Consider the following 23,454-nt stretch of genomic DNA (forward strand, 5'->3'; position numbering starts at 1 on the left):
GCGGGGCGTGGTCGTCGGCCGCTCAGCCGAGGAGCGGGTCGAGGTTTCCGTCCAGGCCCAGCCCGCCCAGCGTAATGCCGGCTCCCACCACCGACATGCGGCTGGCCGTCTTGGAGATCTTGTTCAAGGCATTGGCGTCGAACTGTCCGCCGAGCGCGGCCGTTCCCAATTTGACCGACTTGAGGTCGGAGGCCACTCCCGGATCGGCCATGGAGAACGACTTGGGAAGGCCCTTGAGCAGGCTGCCGCCTCCTCGTCCGCGCAGTTCGTTCCAGGCCTGGTTGTAGTTCCCGCTGCCGGGCTTCAGGGCTTTGAGGTTCTGGCTCCAGGCACCCTTGGAGAAAGGCTCGGTGAAAGGCTCCTTCAGCGACTTCCACACATCGCCCTTGGCCAGCTTGTTGCCCTTTCCGGACAGTCGCCGGAGGTTCTTGTTGGCGCGGGTGACCTGGCGTGCCGTGCGTGCGACGCCTGCCTTGCCCAGCTTGCCGAGCGCTCCCTTGGCGAACTTTCCGGCGATCTTGGAGAAGCCCTTGCCGACGCCCATCATCAAAAAGCCGAGCGCGGCCATTCCCAGGTCCATCCACTCCGCGTTGCCCTGCAGCACCTGGACGAAGGTGGCCACGAAGTTGATGATGGTCGCAATCATGGCGATGGCGCCCAGGACACCGGCCAGCGCTTGTCCGATCACCGGGATCCAGCCGACGATCAGGGACAGGATTCCGCAGACCGTGGCGATCCATGACGTGATGTCCGCGATGTCCTTGACCAATTTGTCCCAGAAGCCGTCCTTCAGGGAGTCGTGGTTGATGATCGCGTCGATGGAGTCCGCGGCGCGTTTGGCCGCTTCGTCGCGGATCTTCTTGGCCTCGTTGATCTTCTGGCGGGCGGCCTCGATCTCGTCCTTGGCGGCGTCCCGCTTTGCCTCCAGGTCCTTGCGGTCCTTGTCGGCGTCCTCTTTCTTGCGCCCCTTGTCGGACAGGCCGTCGATGCTCTTCTGCGCGGCGCCCTTGCGTCCCTCGGCGTCCTGGGCGTCCTTCAGCGCGGCGTCCGCGATCTCTTGGGCGCGGTTGAGGTCGGAGGCGTAGTCGCGGTGCGCGGCGTGCACCTTGTCCGCGTACGTGCCGCCCACTTCGACGACCGCGTTGCCGATGGCCGTCGCCGCGGTGTCGTACCGCTTGAAGGCGGCCTCCAGCTTCTTGACGTTGCCCTTCGCCTTTTCGCGGAACTCCTTGCCCGCCTTGCTGTCCCAGGCGTCGACTTCGCAGACGGCCTTCAGATTCTTGATCTGGCGTTCGAGTTCGTCGGCGGTCTTGCGTAGGGTCTTACCCAACGACGCGATGCGGTCCGGGTCTCCGGGGATCGGATCGCTGTCCGCCACCGGGTGCCAGTCGCGTGGCCTTCCTCCCACGGCTACTTCCCCTTGACCTTCGGACCGACCTTGGGACCCTTGGGATCCTGAGCGCCCCGGATGGCCTCGGCCAACTGGTGGTCGACGTCGTTGTACGCCTTCGCGGCCGCCTTCGCGATCTGCGCCAGCGCGTCCACCTCCCCCGTCAGCTTCTCCCTGCTGATCTCCCAGTTGTCCGCGAAGTCGCTGAACCGATCGGCCAGATGGTCGCTGCCGAAATCGTGGGAGTAGCCACCGAGTTTGTCGATTCCGTCGAACGCCTTCTTGATGCTGCTCAATCCCTTGCCCATACTCTCGATCACGTCGAGATCGAGCCGTTGGTAATCGCTTCCGTCACCCACAACGCCCCCATGATGTCGATCCGCCGGCTCGAGGCCGACCGCACGAAACCAGCGCGGTGCGGCGGGACGAGGGTCCCGCCGCACCGATGGACCGCTCGCCGGTCCGGTCAGCCCTTGGCACCCTGAGACAGCTGGTGGTCCAGGTCCTCGTACGCCTTCTTCGCGTCCGTCAGGAACTTGGACAGGCCGTGCAGACCCTGGATGGTCTTCGCGGCACCCTTGGTGAAGTCCTTGATGGAGTCCTCGTAGGCGCCGGAGGCCTTCTGGGTCGTGAAGCCGTTCTGGACGAGCTCCTCCACACCCTTCTCGATGCCCTTCAGCTCGCCTTCCATGTGGTGCATCGACTTGATGAGATCACCGGCCTTCTTCTCCATCTCGGCGTAAGTAAGATTCGCGTCTCCCTTGCCGGCCATGACGGCTCCCTCCCGTTCTGATACGCCGCAGGGCCATCCCCCGTGGCTGACGTCAAGCGTTCCTCCGGCGCACCGCCGGAGCGTCCGCACGAGCAAAGATCCTACGGGTGGAGCCGGTGCGGCCACAGGCCGGTTGTGCGAGAGGTTCGTGAACCCGTGCGCATCCCGTTGTCGCCCCGAACGTCAAGGCGGTTAAGGTCGCTGCGACTGTGTTGAGCGTTCCGGGGGCGGCTTGGGCCCTGCGAGGAGGACGAACGTGCGCCTGAGTCTGACCGTCGTCGACCCCGTTGTCGGCGCCAGTGCCGACGTGGTGCTCGACGCCGATCCGGAGTCGTCGGTCGGCGACATCGCTCGGGAACTGGCGCGACAGGTCGGCGCGGGGGACGGTGCGCAGATCATCCCCATCGGAGGTCAGCGGTCCCCCGGGGGCGCACCCGCCGCCTTCGTCGACGGTTACCCGCTGGATCCGTCCGCGACCGTCGTCGGCTCACCACTGCGCGAGGGCGTCGTCGTCAGCCTTCACGACCCGGCCGGATGCGTGTTCGGAGAGCCGACCGGTGTCGTGGAGTTCCGCGTCGTCGGCGGCCCGGCAGCCGGCGCCGTGCACCGGCTCGGGGTGGGCCGGTACGACATCGGCAGCGGACCGGCCGCACAGTTGCACGTCGACGACCCCGAACTCGCCGACCGGGCCGCGACCCTGTCGATCTCCATCGACGGCACCTGCACGCTCGCCGTCCACCAGGACAAGGACGAGGCCCGTCTCGACGGTGAGCCGTTCGACGGCGGCGATTGGCCTCGCGGAACCCAACTCGCTGTGGGCAACAGTCTGTTCGAGCTCGTTCTGTACATGCCGCCGGACGCGGCGCTGAAGTGGTCGGACGACGGCATCGGCCTGGACTACAACCGGCCGCCGCGGCTGCGCCCACCGGAGCGCAAGACCCACTTCCGGCTGCCCACGCCGGTCAAGGAGTTCGAGGCGCGGCCACTGCCCTGGCTGATGGCGCTGATGCCGCTGGTGGGGGCCGTCGTCTCCGTCATGGTCTTCAAGCGCTGGTACTACCTGATCATGGCCGTGATGAGCCCGATCATGCTCTTCGCGAACTACTACGTGGACAAGAAGCACGGCCGCAAGTCCCACGCCAAGCAGCTCAAGGAGTACAAGGAGCACAAGGACCGGATCGAGGAGGACGCCCAGGAGGCGCTGCGCACCGAGCGCTCCGACCGCCGCAGCGCCATCCCCGACCCGGCCGCCGTGCTCGCCTGTGGCACCGGGCCACGCACCCGCCTGTGGGAACGCCGCCGCACCGACGCCGACCACCTGCTGGTGCGCGTCGGCACCGGACGTGTCCGCTCGGAGGTCGTGCTCGACGACCCGGAGCAGGACGAGCACAAGCGTCAGGTGAGCTGGTACATCGAGGACGCACCGGTCGCGCTGCCGCTGAAGGACCTCGGCGTCATAGGCATCGCAGGCCCCGGCGACTCCGCGCAGGCCCTCGGACGGTGGGCGGTCGCCCAGTGCGCCGTCCTGCACAGCCCGATGGACGTGCAGTTCTACGTCCTCACCGAGAACGAGGCGCACACCCGCTGGGACTGGGTGCGCTGGCTGCCGCACACCCACCCGGCCGGCGGGCAGGACGTCAACGTGCTCATCGGCACCGACTCGGAGACCGTCGGCGCGCGCGTCGGCGAGCTCACCCAGCTGCTCGACGCCCGGCAGAAGACGCTGAAGGAGTCCGGCAACCGGGGTGACGGACCGGCCTTCTCCGACCCCGACGTCGTCGTCGTCTGGGACGGCTCCCGGCGGCTGCGCTCCCTCCCCGGCGTCGTACGGCTGCTGCGCGAGGGCCCGGCCGTCTCCATCTACGCCATCTGCCTCGACGAGGAGGAACGGTTCCTGCCCGGGGAGTGCCAAGGCGTCGTCGTCGCCGAGCCCCGGCGCACCGGCGACCCGGCCGCCCCGGCGATCCCCGCCACCGGGCAGCCCGCGGCCGGTCAGCCCGCGGCCGGCGGTTTCCCGTCCTTCCAGGCCTGGCACCAGGCCGCCGAGCAGGCCTCCTACCAGGAGCAGGGACAAGCCCCGCAGCTGCGGCTGCGTGTGCAGCAAAGCGGCGCCCGCCGGATGACCGACGTACGGCCGGACTTCGTCTCGGCCGCCTGGTGCGCCCGGTTGTCCCGCTCGCTGTCCCCGCTGCGCGACATCAGCGGCGAGAGCGAGGACTCCGCGCTGCCTTCCGCCAGCCGCCTGCTGGACGTGCTGCAACTGGAACCGCCGACGAGCGACGCGATCGCGACTCGATGGCGAATGGGCGGGCAGTCGACGATGGCGGTCATCGGCGAGTCGTACGACGGCCCGTTCGGCATCGACATGCGGCGGGACGGCCCGCACGGTCTGATCGCCGGTACCACCGGTTCGGGCAAGTCGGAGCTGCTGCAGACCATCGTGGCGTCACTGGCGGTGGCCAACACGCCCGAGAACATGACGTTCGTGCTCGTCGACTACAAGGGTGGTTCGGCGTTCAAGGACTGTGTGAAGCTGCCGCACACCGTAGGTATGGTCACCGACCTCGACGCGCACCTCGTCGAGCGGGCACTGGAGTCGCTGGGCGCCGAGCTGAAGCGGCGTGAGCACATCCTGGCCGCCGCCGACGCCAAGGACATCGAGGACTACCAGGACCTGGTGCGCCGCGAGCCCTCCCACCCGCCAGTGCCCCGACTGCTCATCGTCATCGACGAGTTCGCGTCCATGGTGCGTGACCTGCCCGACTTCGTCACCGGCCTGGTCAACATCGCCCAGCGTGGCCGTTCGCTCGGCATCCACCTGCTACTGGCCACCCAGCGGCCGAGCGGCGTGGTCTCCCCCGAGATCCGCGCCAACACCAACCTGCGCATCGCGCTGCGGGTGACCGACGCCGGTGAGTCGACGGACGTCATCGACGCGCCCGACGCCGGGCACATCAGCAAGTCCACGCCCGGTCGCGCGTACGTCCGGCTCGGCCACGCCTCGCTGATCCCCTTCCAGTCCGGCCGTGTCGGTGGCCGCCGCCCGGGCGCCGCCGACCCGCAGACGCTGGCGCCGTGGGCCGGGCAGCTGACCTGGCAGGACCTGGGCCGGGCCGCGCTGGCCAAGCCGAAGTCAGAGGCGCGCCAGGACGACGAGATCACCGACCTCAAGGTGCTGGTGGACGCCGTACGGGAGGCCAACCAGGCCCTCGGTATCCCCGCCCAGCACTCCCCGTGGCTGCCCGCCCTGGAGAACACGCTGCTGCTGGACGCCATCCCGGCGGTTCGCGGTGAAGGTGCGCTGCCCGCCTCGCCCTACGGTGTGGCGGACCTGCCCGCCGACCAGACCCGCCGGCCGGTGGTCGTGGACTTCGCCACGTTCGGGCATCTGCTCGTCGCGGGCGCGCCACGCAGCGGCCGCTCCCAAGTGCTGCGCACCATCGCCGGTTCGCTGGCCCGCACGCTGTCCTGCGCGGACGTCCACCTGTACGGCATCGACTGCGGCAACGGCGCCCTGAACGCGCTGACCCGGTTGCCGCACTGCGGGGCGGTCGTGGGCCGCAACCAACTGGAGCGGATCGTCCGCCTGTTCAACCGGCTCACCGGCGAACTCACCCGCCGTCAGGATCTGCTGGCGGAGAAGGGCTTCGCAGACATCGGGGAACAGCGGGCAGCCGTCGCTGAGGACGAGCGCCTGCCGCACATCGTCGTCCTGCTCGACCGCTGGGAGGGCTGGCTGCCCACACTCGGCGAGTACAACCACGGCGACCTCACCGACCAGCTGTTCGCGATGATGCGCGAAGGCGCGAGCGTCGGCATCCACATGGTGATCACCGGTGACCGCCAGCTGCTCACGGGCCGCATCTCCTCCCTGACGGAGGACAAGTACGGTCTGCGGCTCGCCGACCGCAGCGACTTCTCGATGCTCGACATCAACGCCCGCAAGGTCCCCGAGGAGATCCCTCCGGGCCGCGCGTTCCGCGGCGAGACGGCCACGGAGACGCAGTTCGCGCTGCTCTCCGAGGACACCACCGGTCAGGGCCAGGCCGCCGCGCTGGTCGAGATCGGCGAGGCCGCGGCGTCCCGGGACGCCGCCGTACCCCGCTCCAGCCGCCCCTTCCGGGTCGACGTGCTGCCGAGCCGTATCTCCTTCGCGGACGCGTGGGCGATGCGCGACCCGGCCACGAGCGCGTCGCCGCTGTGGGCCCTGGTCGGTGTCGGCGGCGACGAGCTCACCGCGTTCGGACCCGATCTCGCGCAGGGCATCCCGGCGTTCGTGATCGGCGGCCCCGCCAAGTCCGGACGCAGCACGGTCCTGCTGACCATGGCTCGCTCCCTCCTGGCCCAGGGCGTACGGCTGGTCCTGGCCGCCCCGCGCCCGTCGCCGCTACGCGATCTGGAAGGCCAGGACGGCGTCCTGAAGCTCTTCACGGACCGCGACATCGACGAGGACGAGCTGGAGGAGGTCATCGGCTCGGCCAGCCGCGCGCAGCCGATCGTCGTCCTGGCCGACGACGCGGAGGTGTACGACGACTGCGACGCCGAGGACGTCTTCAAGCGGATCGTCGCGCGCGGCGCCGACGAGGGCCTGGCCGTCGTCATCGCCGGTGACGAGGAGGAGATCTGCGACGGCTTCTCCGGCTGGCAGGTCGACATGAAGAAGGCCCGCCGCGGCATCCTGCTGTCACCACAGGACAGCTCCGCCGGCGAGCTGATCGGCATCCGCACCAACCGCAGCATGGTGGGCGCCGCGATCACGCCGGGCAAGGGCATGTTGCACTTGGGCAGTGGGGAGCACCTGACGGTCACCACACCGGTGTGACATCCACCGGAGGCCCACCTACCCGACCCGCGACAGCCGCGCCTGCGGTCTGCCCTCCTCGTCGCTCTCCGAGGTGTACGTCAGGTCGTCGCCGGCGGGGGTGAGGCGCACGGTGTGTGCGGCCGGGTTGCAGCCCTCGTGGTTGCCCTTCGCCCCCGTCGACGTGGCCACCAGTTCCTTCCGCGTCACCCGGCGCAGCGTCAGGATGTCGTCGCAGTGGCCGCCGAGCTGGTCCGTCTGCCGCAGTGTGCCCAACTCCTCGCCCACCCCGGCCCGGTGGACGGTCAGCCGGAACGTGCCGAGCGGCAGCGTGCCGTCGAGCGCGGTGGCCTGCCCCTCCCAGGTGCCGACATAGCGCACCGGCACCGTCCTCGGCGACGCCGGGGAGGTGTCGGCCGGGGCGGAACCGTGCCCGGCGGAGGGCGCGCTGCCGGCGCCGCCGCCACCCCTGCCCGGCACCAGGTCGAACACGAACGCCGATCCCACGGTCACCACGGCCAACGCCCCCGCCACCGCCAGCGCCACCGAGCAACTCAGCCGCCGGCCCCGCCCGCCCTCCCCCGGAACGGCCGCCGCGGCGACGGTGAGGGACAGCTTGCCGGCGGGCGACGGGGCGGCCGTCCCGGTCCCGGTCTCCGGGGCGAGGGCCGACCGCGCCGCCTCACCGGGCTCCGGCTGCTCCCCCGTCGGCCGTACGGCGTCCACGGCCGGCGCCGGTGACGGGATCGCGTCGGGCCGCTGCTCGGGAGGCGTCTCCTCCACCCCCGGTACCGGCATGACCGGCGGCGGGCCGAACCGTCCCACGACCGCCGGGCTGCTGAAGCCGACGGGACCGGAGTTCGCCGACACCGCGCCCTCCACCATCAGCACCGAGCCGCCCGCCGACGCGACGTCCGGAACCCCGCTGCCCTCCCCCGCCTCCGTGTCAAGGTTCAGCAGCCGCACCGCACTCCGGCTCACCTGCTCCACCAGCGCGCCCGGCAGCCAGCCCCCGGAGACGAGGGCGGCCGCGCCGCCGGGAGCGAGCAGGCCGGCGATGCGGGAAGGGGCCGGGCGGGCGTCCGGCTGCTTGGAGAGGCAGGCGGCGACCACATCACGCAGGTCACCGGAGAGGCCGTCGAGGTGGGGCTCCTCGTGCACGACCTGGTACAGCAGCACCGCCGAGGAGTCCCCGGCGAAGGGCGGCTCCCCGGTCGCGGCGTACGCCAGGAGCGCGCCGAGGGAGAACACGTCCGCCGCGCCGGTGACGGCCTTGCCGAGGATCTGCTCGGGGGCCATGTAGCCGGGTGAGCCGACGGACACGCCCGTCGAGGTGAGGGAGGCCGTACCGTCGGTGGCGCGGGCGATGCCGAAGTCGATCAGGAGTGGGCCGTCGAGGGTCAGCAGCACGTTGGACGGCTTGACGTCCCGGTGGATCAGACTGAGCGCGTGCACGGCCGTCAGCGCCTCGGCGAGGCCCGCGCCGAGCGCGCGGACCGTGGCGGGCGGCAGCGGGCCGGACTCCGCGACGGCCGCGGCGAGGGACGGCCCCGCGGCGTACGCGGTGACGGCCCAGGGCACGGCGGCTTCCGGATCGGCGTCCAGGACGGGGGCCGTCCAGGCGCCGCCGACCCGGCGCGCGGCCTCCACCTCGCGGCGGAAGCGAGCGCGGAACTGTTCGTCCAGCGCGAAGTGCGGGTGCACGATCTTCACGGCGACGGTACGGCCGCCGGTGCTGCGGCCGAGGTAGACCCGGCCCATCCCGCCGGAGCCGAGCCGGCCGAGGAGCCGGTAGGGGCCTACGGCGGTGGGCTCGTCGGGCCCGAGCGGCTGTAGGGCGTTCACCATTCGCCTCTCCCCCCGTGGGCGCGTGTACGGCTCCATCGGCAGCGTAGCTGCCTGCCGGCGGCTTGCGTCGAAGGTGTGGTTGCTCGCCTTTGCCTGCGGCGGCCTGCGCGGGTTGCGTTGTGGCTGGGCGCCTTTGCCTGCGGCGGCCTGCGCCGGTTGCGTTGTGGCTGGACGCCTTTGCCTGCGGCGGCCTGCGCTGGTTGCGTTGTGGTTGCTCGCGCAGTTCCCCGCGCCCCTTTGTGCCTGCGGCGGCCCGTTCCCGTCCGGTGGCCGGTTGCGGTAGCGCCTGCGGTGCGTTGTGGGTCGGGGCCGGGGTGGGGGGTGTCCGTCCTCGGTTCGGCCACCCGTCCCCGACGACGGCGCCCTTGCCCGGTGCGGCCGCTGCGGGCGGACACCCCCCACCCCGTCCCCTCCCCGCCGTACGCGGGTGCAGCAACGCCGTGGCGCGCGTGGCTGCGGGGGACTACGCGCCCAGCAGCTGCACCCTCACGTCCGCCGGGAAGCCCGTCGTCGGGCCTACTCGGCGGGCGAACTCCCTGACCGCCTCGAGTTGCCCGGGGCCGAAGCTGAAGTCGAGGGTGGTGAAGTACTGGGCGAGGGTCTGCTCGTCGAAGGCCTCCCAGCGGGCGGCCTGTTCGGCGACCTTGGTGACCTCCTCCAGGGACAGGTTGCGGGAGGCCAGGAAGGCCTCGTGGACCTGGCGGGTGATCGCCGGTTCGCGGGCGGCGTAGTCGCGGCGGGCCGCCCAGACGGCGAAGACGAAGGGCAGGCCGGTCCACTCCTTCCACAGCTGGCCGAGGTCGTGGACCTCGAGGCCGTAGCGCGGGCCGTCGATCAGGTTGGCGCGCAGGGCCGCGTCGCCGATCAGGACCGCGGCCTCCGCCTCCTGCATCATCAGGCTGAGGTCGGGCGGGCAGGTGTAGTAGGAGGGCTCTACGCCGAACCGTTCCGCCAGGAGGAGCTGGGCGAGGCGGACGGACGTGCGTGAGGTGGAGCCGAGGGCGACGCGGGCGCCGTCCAGCCGGTCGAGGGGGACCTGCGAGACGATCACGCAGGACATGACGGGGCCGTCGCAGCCGACCGCGATGTCGGGGAAGGCGACCAGGTCGTCGGCGTTGCGCAGGAACTCGACGAGCGTGACGGGCCCGATGTCGAGGTCGCCGCGGATCAGCCGCTCGCTGAGCTTCTCGGGCGTGTCCTTGGTCAGCTCGAAGTCGAGGAGCGTGCCCGTTCTCGCGAGCCCCCAGTACAGGGGCAGGCAGTTGAGGAACTGGATGTGGCCGACACGCGGCCGGGTGCGAGAAATGTCCACATCGCGAGACTAGACCTCATCGGCCATCCCGCCACCGGCGACCCCGGCCGCGCGTTGCATCAACCAGCCGAACGCCTTTCAAACTTTCGAGTGAAGTGATCTTGACCTCTATTGCTTCCGGGCCTCATCGTGCTAGGCTCGCCGCAAGTTGCAGTTTGGTTTCCCTTGCAGTACAGAGCCTGCGGAGCATGTGACCGCGGGCTCTAGTCGTTTTCAGAAGAATGCAGTTGTGCGGCATGACTTTGTTTTCACACTTGCAGGTTCTGGAGCAGGGCAACCCTTTGGGCCCAAGGAGGGCTTATGGCTACCGGAACCGTTAAGTGGTTCAACGCCGAAAAGGGCTTTGGCTTCATCGCCCAGGAAGGCGGCGGCCCCGACGTCTTCGTTCACTACTCCGCGATCAACGCCTCTGGCTTCCGCTCTCTCGAGGAGAACCAGCAGGTGAGCTTCGACGTGACCCAGGGCCCGAAGGGCCCGCAGGCGGAGAACGTCACTCCGGTCTGATCGCGTCCTAGCGCAGTACCCAAGGAGCCCCGCGCATCCAGCGTCGGGGCTCCTGCCCTTTTCCGCCCGAATCTCCTCAGACGTGGTGCATGATCAGGACGAACGTCGTCCCCGGCTCCAGCGCCTCGTACGTGTGCGGCACGTCTCCCCGATACGACATGTAGTCGCCCGGGCCCAGTTGCACCGCCTCCCCCCGCGGCCCCGCCTGTACGCGCCCGGCGCTGACGACGATGTGCTCCACCGTCCCCGGAATGTGCGGTTCCGAGTCGCGTACCGTGCCCGGCTCCAGGGTCACCGCGTAGATGTCACGCCGCGCGCCCGGCGGGCTCGCCGACAGCAGGGTGGCCAGATAGCTGGACTGCTCGGAGTGCACGGTGGGCCCCTCGCCCGCGCGGATCACGCGCACGGCCGACGCCGGCGGCTCCACCAGCGCGCTGAACGGCACCCCCAGCGCCACCGCCAGCGCCCAGATCGTCTCCATGCTCGGATTGCCGCTCGCCGCCTCCAGCTGAGACAGCGTCGACTTGGCGATCCCGGCCCGCTTGGCCAGCTCCGACAGGGACAGACCGACCCGGTTGCGCTCACGCCGCAGGCTCGCGGCGATCCAGTCCAGAGGCAGGCGGGGCGGGGTCGAGGCGCCGTCGGCAGTCATGATCTTGTTCGCTCCATCATTACGATCGTTCGCCTTGACGAACGCCCGTCGGGCCGTTCATCGTAGAAAACATGCGTTCGCTGCTCCGAACACCAACCTCCATCCTGACACCTCTCACCCGCGACGCCTCCCTCGTGTGGGTGGCCAGTGGAGTCGTCGGCGTGTCCTTCGGCGCCGTCTGCGTCGCGGGCGGGCTGCCGATGTGGGTGCCGGTGGTGATGTCCCTGGTGGTGTACGCCGGGTCGGCCCAGTTCAGCGCGGTCGGCATCCTGCTCGCCGGGGGCGGGCCGCTCGCCGCCGCGGCGACCGGGCTGCTGCTGAACACCCGCACGGCCGCCTTCAGTCTCGCCGTGGCCGACGTGATCGGCACCGGCCGGCTGGCCCGGTTCCTCGGCGCGCACCTGGTCACCGACGAGACCGTGGCCTTCGCCCTGGCCCAGGCCGACCCGGCGCGCCGCCGGGCGGCGTTCTGGATCTCCGGCATCGGCCTGTTCGCCGTCTGGAACCTCGGCGTGCTGTGCGGCGCCCTCGCCGGTACGGCGCTCGGCGACACTGCGACCTACGGTCTCGACGCCGCCTTCCCGGCCGTGCTCGTCGCCCTGGTGCTGCCCGCCCTGCGCACCGACTCCGCCGTACGGCGCAGCGCACTGCTCGGCGCCGCGCTCGCCGTGGCGGCGACCCCGCTCGTGCCGGCCGGCGTGCCGGTCCTGCTGGCACTCGCCGGGCTGGCCGCCCCGAAGGGGGTACGGCGATGAACGCGACGGCCGCCATGATCCTGGCGCTGGCCGCGGGAACGTATGCGTTCCGGCTGGTCGGCCCGGTGCTGCACGGACGCGTCACGGTCCCGCCCCGGCTCCAGGAACTGCTGTCCACCGGCGCGGTCGTCCTCCTCGTCGCCCTGCTCGCCACCGGTGCGCTGACCGAGGCCGGGGGCTTCGCGGGCTGGGCCAGACCGGCCGGTGTCCTGGCGGGCGGCATCCTCGCGTGGCGCCGGGCCCCGTTCGCAGTGATCGTCTTGGGCGCGGCGGCGACAACGGCGCTGCTGCGAGTGGCGGGAGTGTCCTGACCCAGGCCCCCGGCGCCCGCGCACCCGCCGACGGCGGGAAGGGGACGGGGTGGGGGGTGTCCGCCCGCAGCGTCCGGGACCGGCCAAGAGCAAGCCCGTCGGAAACGGCCGGCCGGACCGAGGACAGAACGTTCCCCCTGCTGGGGCGACTCGGGTCGGGCGGCATGGGCCGCGTGTACCTCGGCGTGCACGACGACGGCTACGCCGCCGTCAAGCAGGTCCTGCCCTCCGTGGCCGGCGAGGACCAGGACTTCCTGCGCCGCTTCGGGCACGAACTGGACAACCTCGCCCGGCTCCCCGCACACGCCACCGCCCGCCTTCTCGCCAGCGACCGCACGGCCCGCCCGCCGTGGTTCGCCACCGCGTACGTCCCTGGCCTGACCCTGCGCGAGGCCGTCGACCTGCACGGCGGCCCGCTCCCGGCCGACGCCCTGTGGCTGCTGCTCCACGAGTCGGCGAAGCGTCTCGCCGCGGTGCACGACCTCGGCATGGTGCACCGTGACGTCAAACCGTCCAACGTGATGCTCACCGTGGACGGCCTCACCCTCATCGACTTCGGCGTCGCCCGGGCCGCGGAGCAGAGCCAGCTGACCCGGACCGGCATGGTGGTCGGCACGCCCGCCTACATGTCCCCGGAGCAGGCCTCGGGCGCCCGGCGGCTGACCGGTGCCGTCGACGTGTTCGCGCTGGGCTCGGTCGTCGCTTATGCGGGCTGCGGTCGGCCGCCGTTCGGCGACGAGTCGGGGCACGCCGTGCTGTACCGGATCGTGCACGAGGAACCCGGCCTGGAGCCGCTGCGCGCCGTCGATGCCGACCTGGCCTCCGTGGTGGCGTCCTGCCTGGGCAAGGACCCCAAGGGCCGCCCCACCGCCGCGGAACTGCTCGGCCTGACCACCGCGCACGCCCCGCAGCCCCCGGCCTGGCCCGGCACGGTCACCGAACGCCTCGCCCAGCGGGCGGCCTTCGCGGCGACGGCTCCGCCGACCCCGACGGCGACAGCGACGGCGCCGGGCCCCGCCCCCGCCCCCGAGGTGCCGCCCGCCCCGCCCGGCCCCGACCAGTCCCAACCCCCCGTCGTCGCCACCCGGGGCACACAGGACCGCGAACGACGCGGCCGCCGCACGTTCCTGGCCGTCGTACCGGTCGTGGTCGTCGCGGCCACCACCACGGTCGTCCTGCAACTGCTGCCGTACGCCTCCTCGCCGTCCCACGGCGACGAGGCGCGACCGACCGCGTCCGCAGCGGTGGCGTCGTCGGGGTCCCCGGCCGCCTCGGCGAGCGCCTCGGCCACGGCATCGACGACGACCCGTCCCTCCGGCGACCGGACCTCCCCCTCCCCTGCCGACCCGAAAGCCCCGTCGGCCTCCGCAGGCGGCACCGCACAGGGCGGCCGGGCAGCCACCGGCACCACGGGCTCGACGAGTTCCGGGGGACGCACCGGCTCCGGAGGCACCGGCGCATCCACCACCGGCGGCTCGGGCTCAGGCTCCACCTCGACCGGAACAGGAACCGGCACGGGCACGGGAACAGGCACCGGCACCGGCAGCACCACCGGAGGCGAAGGCACCGCCTCCCGGCCCCCCACCACCGCCCACCTCCGCAACGCGGAGAACGGACGATGCGTGACCCAGGTCTACGGATCCACCGGCCTCGGCGCCTGCTCCGGCTCCGCCGCCTCCTGGGCCTTCCGCAGCGCCGGCGACGGCACCGTGAAGGTCGTCAACCAGTCCAGCGGCTCCTGCCTGAGTGCCAACTTCACCGGCCAGTCCGTCGTCGTCGGCGACTGCTCCCAGGGCAGCAGCCCCCTGCTGTGGCGCACCGGCTCCGGCGACACCTTGATCAGTGCGTTCAACGGCGGCTGCCTGGACCTCGCCTTCGGCGGCGGTGTGACGACGCAGGCGTGCCGCAGCGGCGCGGCGTCCCAGCAGTGGGCGAGGTCGTGAACAGCGGGTATCGGCGCCGCCGATGACCCCATCGGCAGGACGCCCCACTGGTCCGTGGACCGGGCCCGCGGCGCGCTCGTAGCGTCGCTGACATGACCTCATCGCAACGGGGCACGGCCCAGCTGACGACCGCGATGGTGCTCTCCGGCACCCTCGGCGTCTTCGTCGTCGAGTCGGGCGCCTCGCCCTTCAACGTCGTCTTCTTCCGCGTCCTGTTCGGCGCCCTCGCCCTCGGCGGCTACGTCACCGCCCGCGGCTGGCTGCGCGACCACGGCTTCACCCCGCGCACGTTCGGACTCGCCGTCCTCGGCGGGGTGTTCATCGTCTTCAACTGGGTGTTCCTGTTCGAGTCGTACGAGAACACCTCGATCTCGGTCGCCACGGTCGTCTACCACACCCAGCCCTTCTACGTGGTGCTGCTCGGCGCCCTCCTCTTCCGCGAGCGGCTCACCGCCGCCAAGGTCGGCTGGGTCGCTCTCGCCTTCGCCGGGCTGGTCCTCGTCTCGGGCGTCACCCCGGCCGACTTCGCGAGCGGCGGGACGTACGTCGTCGGCGTCGGACAGGCACTGCTCGCCGCGCTGCTGTACGCGCTGTCGACGCTGGTCACCAAGCGCATCACCGGGGTGCGGCCGCATCTGATCGCCCTCGTCCAGGTCCTCGTCGGCATCCCGCTGCTGCTGCCCTTCGCCGACTTCGGCGCGATGTCCGGCACCGGCCGGGACTGGGGCTGGCTGGTCGGACTCGGCTTCGTCCACACCGGCGTGATGTACGTCCTCATGTACGCCGCCTACGCCCAGCTGCCCACCGCGAAGATCGCGGTACTGGCCTTCGTCTACCCGGTGGTGGCGATGGTGGCGGACTGGGGGGTGTACGGCCACCACATCGGCCGGGTCCAGGCCCTCGGCGTCCCGCTGATCGTCCTGGCGAGCCTGAAGGTCACCCTGGCCCGCAAGCCGCAGGCCACCATCCGGCCCCCGCAGCCCCACGCCACCCCGGCCCACGCCCCGAAGGCCGCCCCCGCCGGGACGCCCGGCGTCACCCCTCCTCGGACACCAGACGCCGCGCCCGCTCCACGAACAGCCGGGCGTGCGCCGGCAGCCGCTTCCCGGCCCGCCACGCCAGCTGCGTCCGAAGCGTGAACGGCGGCTGCCAGTCCAGTCGTACCAGCAAGCCCTCCGCGAGTTCGGCGGCGACCGTCACCTCGGGCAGCAGACAGATCCCGAGGCCGGCCGCCGCCGCGCGTTTGGTGGCCTCGATCGTGCCGAACTCCCGGAACTCCACGGCCGCCACGGCGGTCAGCTCCCGCTCGAACAGATCCCGGTAGGCGCAGCCGGGCTCGGTGGCCAGCAGCGGCTCGCGCACCAGATCGGCGGCCGTGACGTCGCGTCCGTACAGCCGGTGTCCGGGCGCCGCGACCAGGGCCAGCGGCTCGACTGCCAGCACCTCGCTCTCCAGGCCCGGGTGCTCTGTCTCCTCCTCCATCAGGAAGCCCAGGTCGTACGTGCCCTGCCGCAGCGCCTGCCGGGTCTCGTCGCCGAGGGTGGGGCGCAGGGTGAGGCGGACCTTGGGGTAGCGGTGGTGGAGGAACTCCAGCAGGGGCGGCAGGCGGTAGTTGGTCAGCGACTCCATCGTGCCGACGGCGAGCGTGCCGGAGGGTTCCTCGGTGCCGGCGACCGCCGCGCGGGCCTCCTCGGTCAGCTCGATGATCTGCCGGGCGTAGGGCAGCAGCCGCTCGCCGGCCTCGGTGAGCCGGATGCGGCTGCCGAGCCGGTCGAAGAGCTGGCTGCCGAGCGCGTCCTCCAGGGCGCGGATCTGGGAGGTCACGCTGGACTGGGCGTAGTTCAGCTCGGCCGCCGCCCGCGTGAAGCTCAGGACGGTGGCGACCTTCTCGAAGGTGACGAGCAGCCGCAGTTCCATCAGTCAGACCGCCCTGAACTCAGTCCGCCGCGGGGTCCTCGCCGCGCTCCTTGCGGCGCAGTTCGTCCTCACGGCGGCGCAGGTCGGCCTCCCACTCCTTGAGCAGGGACTCGTCCTTCTTGTTCTCTTCCTTCAGCGACTTGAGGAACTCGGGGTTGTCGTCGGGGGCGACCCATTCGGTGCGGTGCCCGCGGTGCCATTCCGAGGGGGTGGAGCCGCCCGGCGGCCGCGGCCCCCGCTGCTTCCCGGCCACCAGCCAGGCGATCGGGCCGACGAGCACCTCGCCGAAGAGCAGGATGACGAGCACCCACACCACCTTCGGCAGCCCCCGCACCTCCTCCTCGGGCGTGTTCAGGCAGTCGATGAACGCGTAGATCCACAGCGCCAGCACCAGCAGGAACGGCAGATACCTGAGCATGGACGGGAGATCCCCCAGCAGACGGCGAGGGGGCACGACGGGCCCCGGTGACGGGCTCAGAGTAGCCCGTGCCGGATACTGGGACGCATGGCTTACGACGATCTTCGCTCCCTGCTCAGGGCGCTGGAGCGCGAGGGCGACCTCAAGCGCATCAAGGCCGAGGTGGACCCGTACCTGGAGGTCGGGGAGATCGTCGACCGGGTGAACAAGGCCGGTGGCCCCGCCCTCCTCTTCGAGAACGTGAAGGGGTCCTCCATGCCCCTGGCGATGAACGTCTTCGGCACCGACCGCCGGCTGCTGAAGGCGCTCGGCCTGAAGTCGTACGCGGAGATCTCGGAGCGGATCGGCGGCCTGCTGAAGCCCGAGCTGCCGCACGGGTTCGTCGGCGTGCGCGAGGCGTTCGGCAAGCTCGGCGCGATGACGCACGTCCCGCCGAAGAAGGTGAAGTCCGACCACGCCCCGGTCCAGGAGGTCGTCCTCACCGGCGACGACGTGGACCTGGAGCAGCTGCCCGCGCTGTTCACCTGGCCCAAGGACGGCGGCTCCTTCTTCAACCTGGGTCTGACCCACACCAAGGACCCCGAGTCGGGTGTCCGCAACCTCGGTCTGTACCGCCTGCAGCGGCACGACCGGCGGACCATCGGCATGCACTGGCAGATCCACAAGGATAGCCGCAACCACTACCAGGTGGCCGCCCGGCGCGGCGAGCGGCTGCCCGTCGCGATCGCCTTCGGCTGTCCGCCGGCCGTGACGTACGCCTCCACGGCCCCGCTCCCCGGTGACATCGACGAGTACCTCTTCGCCGGGTTCGTCGCGGGCAAGCGGATCGAGATGGTGGACTGCAAGACGGTCCCGCTCCAGGTGCCGGCGCAGGCCGAGGTGGTGCTGGAGGGCTGGCTGGAGCCGGGCGAGATGCTCCCGGAGGGCCCCTTCGGCGACCACACCGGCTTCTACACGCCGCAGGAGCCCTTCCCCGCCCTGACGATCGACTGCGTGACGATGCGCAGGCGCCCGCTGCTCCAGTCGATCGTCGTCGGGCGTCCGCCGACGGAGGACGGTCCGCTGGGCAGGGCCACGGAGCGGTTCTTCCTGCCCCTGCTGAAGATCATCGTCCCGGACATCGTGGACTACCACCTGCCCGAGGCCGGCGGCTTCCACAACTGCGCGATCGTCTCGATCGACAAGAAGTACCCCAAGCACGCGCAGAAGGTGATGCACGCGATCTGGGGGGCGCACATGATGTCCCTGACCAAGCTGATCGTCGTCGTCGACGCCGACTGCGACGTGCACGACCTGCACGAGGTCGCCTGGCGCGCCCTCGGCAACACCGACTACGCCCGTGACCTCACGGTCGTGGAAGGTCCCGTCGACCACCTCGACCACGCCTCCTACCAGCAGTTCTGGGGAGGCAAGGCAGGCATCGACGCCACGAGGAAGTGGCCCGAGGAGGGCTACACGCGCGACGGCGGCTGGCCGGACATGGTCGAGTCCGACCCCGCGACGGCGGCTCTGGTGGACCGCCGCTGGAAGGAGTACGGCCTGTGAGCAGCGCGTCCGCCGCGATCCCTCAGCCGGGACGCACGAAAGCGTTCCTGCGCCTGGTGATGATCGAGCACTCGGTCTTCGCCCTGCCGTTCGCCTACATCGCGTCCCTGACGGCGATGTACGAGTGGGACCGGAACATCCACTGGGGCCGGCTGCTGCTGGTCACCGTCTGCATGATCGGCCTGCGCACCTTCGCGATGGCCGTCAACCGGATCATCGACCGTGAGATCGACGCGCGGAACCCGCGCACGGCGCACCGCGAACTGGTCACGGGCGCGATGTCCGTCCGCCACGCGTGGACCGGCGCGCTGGTCGCCCTGGTGGTCTTCCTGGGCGCGGCCGCGCTGCTGAACCCGCTGTGCCTGGCGCTGGCGCCCGTCGCGGTGATCCCGATGGTGGTCTACCCCTATGGCAAGCGGTTCACGAACTTCCCGCAGGCCATCCTGGGTCTGGCCCAGGCGATGGGCCCGATCGGCGGCTGGCTGGCGATCAGCGGCGAGTGGTCGTGGACGGCGGTCATCCTCGGTCTCGCGGTCGGTGTCTGGATCGGCGGCTTCGACCTGATCTACGCCTGCCAGGACGTCGAGACGGACCGTGAGATCGGCGTGATGTCGGTCCCGGCCCGCTTCGGCATCCCGGGAGCCATCTGGGGCGCGCGGGCCTGTCACACCGTGACCACCGCCCTCTTCGCCTGGTACGCGGTGGTCACGCACGCGGGTGCCTTCTTCTGGCTGGGCCTGCTGATCGTGGCCGCCGCCTTCGTCTACGAGCACACGATCGTCCGCCCCCATGACCTCACCCGCCTGAACAGGGCGTTCTTCCAGGTGAACGGCTTCATCGGCATCGCGCTGTTCGTGTGCGCACTGCTCGACCTGCTCGTGCGGGGGCTCACCGTCTAGCACGATCGGTACCGGTCCGGAACATCGCTCCGTTCACCGGTACGCTCAAGATGTGAACGCAGGGAAATCGCAGCGCGCGCCTTGGATCGTGGGGGTGTCCGGGGCATCCGGGACGCCGTACGCGGCTGCCGTGCTGCGGGCGCTGATCGCCGCCGGGGAGAGCGTCGACCTGGTGGTCAGCCGGGCCTCGCGGCTCACGCTGCTCGACGAGACCGGCATCTCCTTCCGGGACGCGCACTGGCGGGACGACCTCACGCAGTGGCTGGCGCGGGGCGCCGACGGCAAGCCGGACAGCTTCGCCGTGGACGTCTCGGACGTGCGGTACTGGAGCGCCGGCGACCTGGCCGCGGGGCCGTCGTCGGGGTCGTATCCCGTCAAGGGCATGCTGATCGTGCCGGCCTCCACCGCCTGTGTCGCCGGTGTGGCGCTCGGGCTGTCGAAGGATCTGCTCCAGCGGGCGGCGAGCGTCACACTGAAGGAGCGCCGGACGCTGGTCGTGGCCGTACGGGAGACCCCCTTGAACGGTCAGACGCTGCGGCACCTGGTGGCTCTGGACGACGCGGGCGCGAGCGTGGTGCCCGCCTCGCCGGCGTTCTATGCGGGGGCGACACACATCCAGGACCTGGTGGACTTCGTCGCCGGGCGCGTCCTCGACGCCGCGGGCGTCCCCCACGATCTCTACCGCCGCTGGAAGGGCGAACTCCGCGGCGGGACCGGCTGACCGGCACGAGCCACTTGCACTCACTCCCAGAACTCTTCAGCGGAAGGCTTTCAATCGCATGGACGCGGTGGACAGGCAGCTCATCCAGGCCCTGAGGGAGAACGGCCGGGCCTCCTACGCGGAGCTGGGGCGCCTCGTCGGCCTGTCGGGCCCCAGCGTCACGGACCGCATCAACCGGCTGGAGGCGGCCGGTGTGATCACCGGTTACCGGGCCACCGTCGACGCGGCCTCGCTCGGTCTCGGGGTCACGGCGCTGATCGGCATCTCGCTGTCCGACGCCGCCGACCACGAGGACGTGGCGCGCCGGCTGAAGGACCTGCCGGAGATCGAGGACTGCTGGTTCATCGCCGGCGACGACTCCTACATGCTCAAGGCGCGCGCGACCGACGTCGACGGCCTGGAGAAGATCATCCGGCGGCTGTCCGGGACCAGGGGCGTCTCCCGCACCCGTACCACCATCGTGCTGTCCACGAAGTGGGAGAACCGGGTCGGGGAGCTTCCCGAAGAGGTCTAGGGATACCGTTGGCGGTGCTGTCGGAGAAAGGTGTTGGCATGGACGTCGGGCTCAAGCGCGAGCTGGAGGAGAAGGTCCGCTCCGGTGAGCGGCTGACCCGCGAGGACGGCATCGCGCTGTACGAGTCGGACGACCTGGCCTGGCTGGGCGGTCTGGCGCACGAGGTGCGGACGCGGAAGAACGGTGACGTCGTCCACTTCAACGTCAACCGGCACCTGAACATGACCAACGTGTGCACGGCCTCGTGTGCGTACTGCTCGTTCCAGCGCAAGCCGGGCGAGAAGGACGCGTACACGATGCGCATCGAGGAGGCCGTCAAGCTCGCCAAGGCGATGGAGTCGGAGAACCTCACCGAGCTGCACATCGTCAACGGGCTGCACCCCAACCTGCCGTGGCGCTACTACCCGCGCTCGCTGCGGGAGCTGAAGGCCGCGCTGCCGAACGTGTCGCTGAAGGCGTTCACGGCCACGGAGATCCATCACTTCGAGACGATCTCGGGGCTGAGCGCCTCCGAGATCCTCGACGAGCTGATCGACGCCGGGCTCGAGTCCCTCACCGGTGGTGGCGCCGAGATCTTCGACTGGGAGGTCCGGCAGCACATCGTGGACCACAGGACCCACTGGGAGGACTGGTCCCGCATCCACCGGCTGGCGCACGAGAAGGGTCTGAAGACCCCGTGCACCATGCTGTACGGCCACATCGAGGAGCCGCGGCACCGTGTGGACCATGTGCTGCGGCTGCGTGAGCTGCAGGACGAGACCGGCGGTTTCCAGGTCTTCATCCCGCTGCGTTACCAGCACGACTTCGTGGACATGAAGGACGGCAAGGTCCGCAACCGGCTCCAGGCGCGGACGCAGATGGCGACCGGGGCCGAGGCGCTGAAGACGTTCGCCGTCTCGCGGCTGCTGTTCGACAACGTGCCGCACGTCAAGGTGTTCTGGGTGATGCACGGTGTGCAGACGGCCCAGCTGGCGCTTCAGCACGGTGCGGACGACATGGACGGATCGGTCGTCGAGTACAAGATCACGCACGATGCGGACAACTTCGGTACGCCGAACAAGCTGACGCGTGAGGATCTGCTGGAGCTGATCCGGGACGCGGGATTCCGGCCGGTGGAGCGGAACACTCGGTACGAGGTCCTGCGGGAGTACGAGGGGCCCGATGCCGCGCGTCGGGAGTCGCCTCAGCCGATGAGGGTTTGATCGGTTCGCTCTTCGGTGCGGGTGGTGGGGGCTGATCGCGCCCGCGCGGCGGAGCCGCCTATGGAAAGGGTCCCGCGCCCCTGGGTGGGTACTCGGGGCGCATGCCCACGAAGGCACCCGAAGACCAGTACGACGCCGCTCCCTTCGTTCCCGAGCGCGGCGGACTCCCGGCCCTGCGCAAAGCCGCCGCCGGCTGCCGGGGCTGTCCGCTGCACCGGGATGCCACCCAGACCGTCTTCGGCGCCGGGGATGCGCACGCGCGCGTGATGCTTGTCGGGGAGCAGCCCGGGGATCAGGAGGACCGGCAGGGGAAGCCGTTCGTCGGGCCGGCCGGGAAGTTGCTGGACCGAGCCCTCGCGGAGGCCGGGATCGATCCGGCGGAGGCGTACGTCACCAACGCCGTCAAGCACTTCAAGTTCACCCAGGCCGAACCGCGCAAGCGGCGGATCCACAAGGCGCCGAACCTCAAGGAGATGACGGCGTGCGGGCCGTGGCTCGCCGCCGAGCTGGCGGTCGTGGAGCCGGAGCTGATCGTGGTGCTGGGGGCCACCGCGGGCAAGGCGCTGCTCGGGTCGTCGTTCCGGGTCACCGAGGTGCGCGGAACGGTGCTGGAGCGGGAGATCCACGGGCGCGGCGAGCGGCTGGTGCCGACCGTGCATCCGTCGTCGGTGCTGCGCGCGGACGACCGGGAGTCGGCGTACCAGGGGCTCGTCTCGGATCTCAAGACGGCGGCTCGCGTCCTGTCGTAATAGATACGATGACGCAATGCCCCTTACTTTCACCTTGGACCCCTCCGTCGACGCCGGTCTGCGCGACGGCATCCTCGATCTGTGGACGGACGTCTCCAACGCCGGCGGGGCCGTCGGCTTCGTGGCGCCGGTGACGCGGGAGACCATCCGGCCGGAGCTGGTGCGGCACTTCGTGGGCATGGCCGAGGGGCGGACCCGGCTGCTGACCGGGCACGACGAGCAGGGGCGGGTGGCCGCGACCGCGTTCTTCTCCTTCAACAGCCACCGGCTGATGACGCACTGGGTGTGGCTGTACACGGTGATGGTGCACCCGCGCCACCAGGGCCGGGGTTACGGCCGTGACCTGCTGGCGGCCGCGGCGGACGCGGCACGCGGCTTCGAGGGCATCGAGGCGATCCGGCTGACCTGCCGGGGCGGCCTCGGTCTGGAGCGGTTCTACGCCTCCTGCGGGTACAAGGAGGTCGGCCGGGCGCCCGGGGCGATCCGGGTGGCGCCGGGGGACGACCGGGACGACATCACCATGCTGCTGCCGCTGCTCTGAGGCGCGGCCCCACCCCCTTCCGTGATCGGTACGGGGGCGTGCTTCACTGGAGACTGCCCTGTTTGGATTCGGAAGAGTGGATTGAGATGCTCCGCTACACGCTGATGCGCCTCGGGATCTTCGTGGGCTGCCTCGTGGTCGTCTGGGGTCTCGTCTACTCCGGCGTCGTGCCGCGCGGCCTCGGCTCGTCCAACGGCATGTGGGTCGTCCTGCTCGCGCTGGTGATCTCCGCGCCTATCAGCTTCGTCGTGCTGCGCGGGGAGCGGGACCGGGCGGCGCGGAAGATCGCTCCCAAGGTCGACCGCATGCGCGCGAACATGCAGGCGAACCTCAAGGCGAACCAGAGCCAGGAGGACGTCGCCGACGACGCCGCCCGCGCGCAGGGCCAGCCGTCGTAAAGCCTCCAGCGCCCAGAGCGCCCCGGTGACCTCGGTCGCCGGGGCGCTTTGCGTTGTATGGGTGGATGTGGTGTCCGGCCTCTCAAAGCAAGGCTTTGAGCTTCCCAAAGTTCAAGTGTTAACGTCTTAGGGTGAAGTCAGCAGCCGCGTCTCCTCAGTTCCCGAGCCTTCTGCTCGTGGCGCGCCTGCACGTGGATCTCTGCCGGTGCGCGTCCGGGATCTGTCGCCCCTGACGTCTCGCGACCCCGTCTCGCGACCCCCC

23 protein-coding genes are annotated in these 23,454 nt (G+C 70.8%); 15 read left to right on the forward strand and 8 right to left on the reverse strand.

All coding sequences use genetic code 11. The features are described from left to right. Nucleotides 1-22: 22 nt before the first annotated feature. The 3 genes from ACF1GV_RS27560 to ACF1GV_RS27570 form a co-directional block, all read right to left on the reverse strand. Nucleotides 23-1,408: a putative T7SS-secreted protein gene (locus tag ACF1GV_RS27560; protein WP_391685630.1), complete on the reverse strand. Its 1,386-nt coding sequence runs from the start codon at nt 1,406-1,408 to the stop codon at nt 23-25. 2 nt (nt 1,409-1,410) lie between these two features. Beyond that, on the reverse strand, nt 1,411-1,710 hold the full coding sequence (locus ACF1GV_RS27565; RefSeq protein ID WP_391685632.1) for a hypothetical protein: 300 nt from the start codon (nt 1,708-1,710) through the stop codon (nt 1,411-1,413). Between the two features lie 146 nt (nt 1,711-1,856). After that, nucleotides 1,857-2,162 carry a WXG100 family type VII secretion target gene (locus ACF1GV_RS27570; protein ID WP_391685634.1) on the reverse strand — a complete coding sequence of 102 codons (306 nt, stop codon included), beginning with the start codon at nt 2,160-2,162 and terminating at the stop codon, nt 1,857-1,859. Between the two features lie 256 nt (nt 2,163-2,418). Between ACF1GV_RS27570 and ACF1GV_RS27575 the strand changes: the two genes are divergently transcribed. Further along, on the forward strand, nt 2,419-6,984 hold the full coding sequence (locus tag ACF1GV_RS27575; RefSeq protein ID WP_391685636.1) for an FtsK/SpoIIIE domain-containing protein: 4,566 nt from the start codon (nt 2,419-2,421) through the stop codon (nt 6,982-6,984). An 18-nt stretch (nt 6,985-7,002) separates the two neighbouring features. Here ACF1GV_RS27575 and ACF1GV_RS27580 read toward each other — a convergent pair whose 3' ends face one another. Next, nucleotides 7,003-8,811, reverse strand: a complete 1,809-nt coding sequence (locus tag ACF1GV_RS27580; protein ID WP_391685638.1) for a serine/threonine-protein kinase — start codon at nt 8,809-8,811, stop codon at nt 7,003-7,005. Nucleotides 8,812-9,274: 463 nt separating this feature from the next. After that, entirely contained in the window at nt 9,275-10,123 is an 849-nt protein-coding gene (locus ACF1GV_RS27585; protein WP_391685640.1) for a menaquinone biosynthetic enzyme MqnA/MqnD family protein, read from the reverse strand. Between the two features lie 300 nt (nt 10,124-10,423). Between ACF1GV_RS27585 and ACF1GV_RS27590 the strand changes: the two genes are divergently transcribed. Then, complete coding sequence (locus ACF1GV_RS27590; protein WP_003992177.1) at nt 10,424-10,627, forward strand: cold-shock protein; 204 nt, start codon at nt 10,424-10,426, stop codon at nt 10,625-10,627. Nucleotides 10,628-10,703: 76 nt separating this feature from the next. Here the strand turns inward: ACF1GV_RS27590 and ACF1GV_RS27595 are convergent, their stop codons facing one another. Then, nucleotides 10,704-11,279 carry an XRE family transcriptional regulator gene (locus ACF1GV_RS27595; RefSeq protein ID WP_363268935.1) on the reverse strand — a complete coding sequence of 192 codons (576 nt, stop codon included), beginning with the start codon at nt 11,277-11,279 and terminating at the stop codon, nt 10,704-10,706. A gap of 71 nt (nt 11,280-11,350) precedes the next feature. On the opposite strand from ACF1GV_RS27595, the gene ACF1GV_RS27600 reads away from it, so the two are divergent. The 4 genes from ACF1GV_RS27600 to ACF1GV_RS27615 all read left to right on the forward strand — a co-directional run bounded on the left by ACF1GV_RS27600 (nt 11,351) and on the right by ACF1GV_RS27615 (nt 15,427). Next, nucleotides 11,351-12,034: an AzlC family ABC transporter permease gene (locus ACF1GV_RS27600; RefSeq protein WP_391685642.1), complete on the forward strand. Its 684-nt coding sequence runs from the start codon at nt 11,351-11,353 to the stop codon at nt 12,032-12,034. Continuing rightward, nucleotides 12,031-12,345 (forward strand): AzlD domain-containing protein, encoded by a 315-nt coding sequence (locus ACF1GV_RS27605; protein WP_391685644.1) that lies wholly within the window; start codon nt 12,031-12,033, stop codon nt 12,343-12,345. The genes ACF1GV_RS27600 and ACF1GV_RS27605 overlap by 4 nt, the downstream gene beginning before the upstream one ends. Before the next feature lie 56 nt (nt 12,346-12,401). After that, complete coding sequence (locus ACF1GV_RS27610) at nt 12,402-14,288, forward strand: protein kinase (RefSeq protein WP_391685646.1); 1,887 nt, start codon at nt 12,402-12,404, stop codon at nt 14,286-14,288. Between the two features lie 92 nt (nt 14,289-14,380). Continuing rightward, nucleotides 14,381-15,427 (forward strand): DMT family transporter, encoded by a 1,047-nt coding sequence (locus ACF1GV_RS27615; RefSeq protein WP_391685648.1) that lies wholly within the window; start codon nt 14,381-14,383, stop codon nt 15,425-15,427. Here ACF1GV_RS27615 and ACF1GV_RS27620 read toward each other — a convergent pair. Together ACF1GV_RS27620 and ACF1GV_RS27625 are read right to left on the reverse strand one after the other, a co-directional pair. Then, nucleotides 15,324-16,205: a LysR family transcriptional regulator gene (locus tag ACF1GV_RS27620; RefSeq protein ID WP_391685650.1), complete on the reverse strand. Its 882-nt coding sequence runs from the start codon at nt 16,203-16,205 to the stop codon at nt 15,324-15,326. The two genes, ACF1GV_RS27615 and ACF1GV_RS27620, sit on opposite strands and share 104 nt — an antisense overlap. A gap of 19 nt (nt 16,206-16,224) precedes the next feature. Continuing rightward, the gene (locus ACF1GV_RS27625) at nt 16,225-16,623 is read right to left on the reverse strand and encodes a PLD nuclease N-terminal domain-containing protein (protein WP_391685652.1); all 399 of its coding nucleotides are present in this window, start codon (nt 16,621-16,623) and stop codon (nt 16,225-16,227) included. An 87-nt stretch (nt 16,624-16,710) separates the two neighbouring features. Between ACF1GV_RS27625 and ACF1GV_RS27630 the strand changes: the two genes are divergently transcribed. The 9 genes from ACF1GV_RS27630 (at nt 16,711) to ACF1GV_RS27670 (ending at nt 23,425) form a co-directional block, all read left to right on the forward strand. Continuing rightward, on the forward strand, nt 16,711-18,168 hold the full coding sequence (locus ACF1GV_RS27630) for a menaquinone biosynthesis decarboxylase (protein WP_391685654.1): 1,458 nt from the start codon (nt 16,711-16,713) through the stop codon (nt 18,166-18,168). Next, on the forward strand, nt 18,165-19,067 hold the full coding sequence (mqnP, locus tag ACF1GV_RS27635; RefSeq protein WP_391685656.1) for a menaquinone biosynthesis prenyltransferase MqnP: 903 nt from the start codon (nt 18,165-18,167) through the stop codon (nt 19,065-19,067). The genes ACF1GV_RS27630 and mqnP overlap by 4 nt, the downstream gene beginning before the upstream one ends. Nucleotides 19,068-19,119: 52 nt before the next feature. Continuing rightward, a complete protein-coding gene (locus ACF1GV_RS27640) occupies nt 19,120-19,788 on the forward strand; it encodes a UbiX family flavin prenyltransferase (RefSeq protein WP_363268925.1) in 669 nt (222 codons plus the stop codon). A 58-nt stretch (nt 19,789-19,846) separates the two neighbouring features. Beyond that, on the forward strand, nt 19,847-20,302 hold the full coding sequence (locus ACF1GV_RS27645) for an Lrp/AsnC family transcriptional regulator (protein WP_363268924.1): 456 nt from the start codon (nt 19,847-19,849) through the stop codon (nt 20,300-20,302). Between the two features lie 38 nt (nt 20,303-20,340). Continuing rightward, complete coding sequence (mqnE, locus tag ACF1GV_RS27650; RefSeq protein WP_391685659.1) at nt 20,341-21,504, forward strand: aminofutalosine synthase MqnE; 1,164 nt, start codon at nt 20,341-20,343, stop codon at nt 21,502-21,504. Between the two features lie 101 nt (nt 21,505-21,605). Beyond that, entirely contained in the window at nt 21,606-22,253 is a 648-nt protein-coding gene (locus tag ACF1GV_RS27655) for a UdgX family uracil-DNA binding protein (RefSeq protein ID WP_391685661.1), read from the forward strand. Nucleotides 22,254-22,269: 16 nt separating this feature from the next. Further along, nucleotides 22,270-22,794, forward strand: a complete 525-nt coding sequence (locus ACF1GV_RS27660; RefSeq protein ID WP_391685663.1) for a GNAT family N-acetyltransferase — start codon at nt 22,270-22,272, stop codon at nt 22,792-22,794. Between the two features lie 86 nt (nt 22,795-22,880). Further along, complete coding sequence (locus tag ACF1GV_RS27665; RefSeq protein WP_391685665.1) at nt 22,881-23,192, forward strand: DUF4229 domain-containing protein; 312 nt, start codon at nt 22,881-22,883, stop codon at nt 23,190-23,192. A gap of 131 nt (nt 23,193-23,323) precedes the next feature. After that, entirely contained in the window at nt 23,324-23,425 is a 102-nt protein-coding gene (locus ACF1GV_RS27670; protein WP_363268919.1) for a putative leader peptide, read from the forward strand. Nucleotides 23,426-23,454: the final 29 nt, after the last annotated feature.

The organism is Streptomyces sp. NPDC014006, assembly GCF_043088925.1.
In the GTDB taxonomy this organism is placed as follows: Bacteria; Actinomycetota; Actinomycetes; order Streptomycetales; family Streptomycetaceae; genus Streptomyces.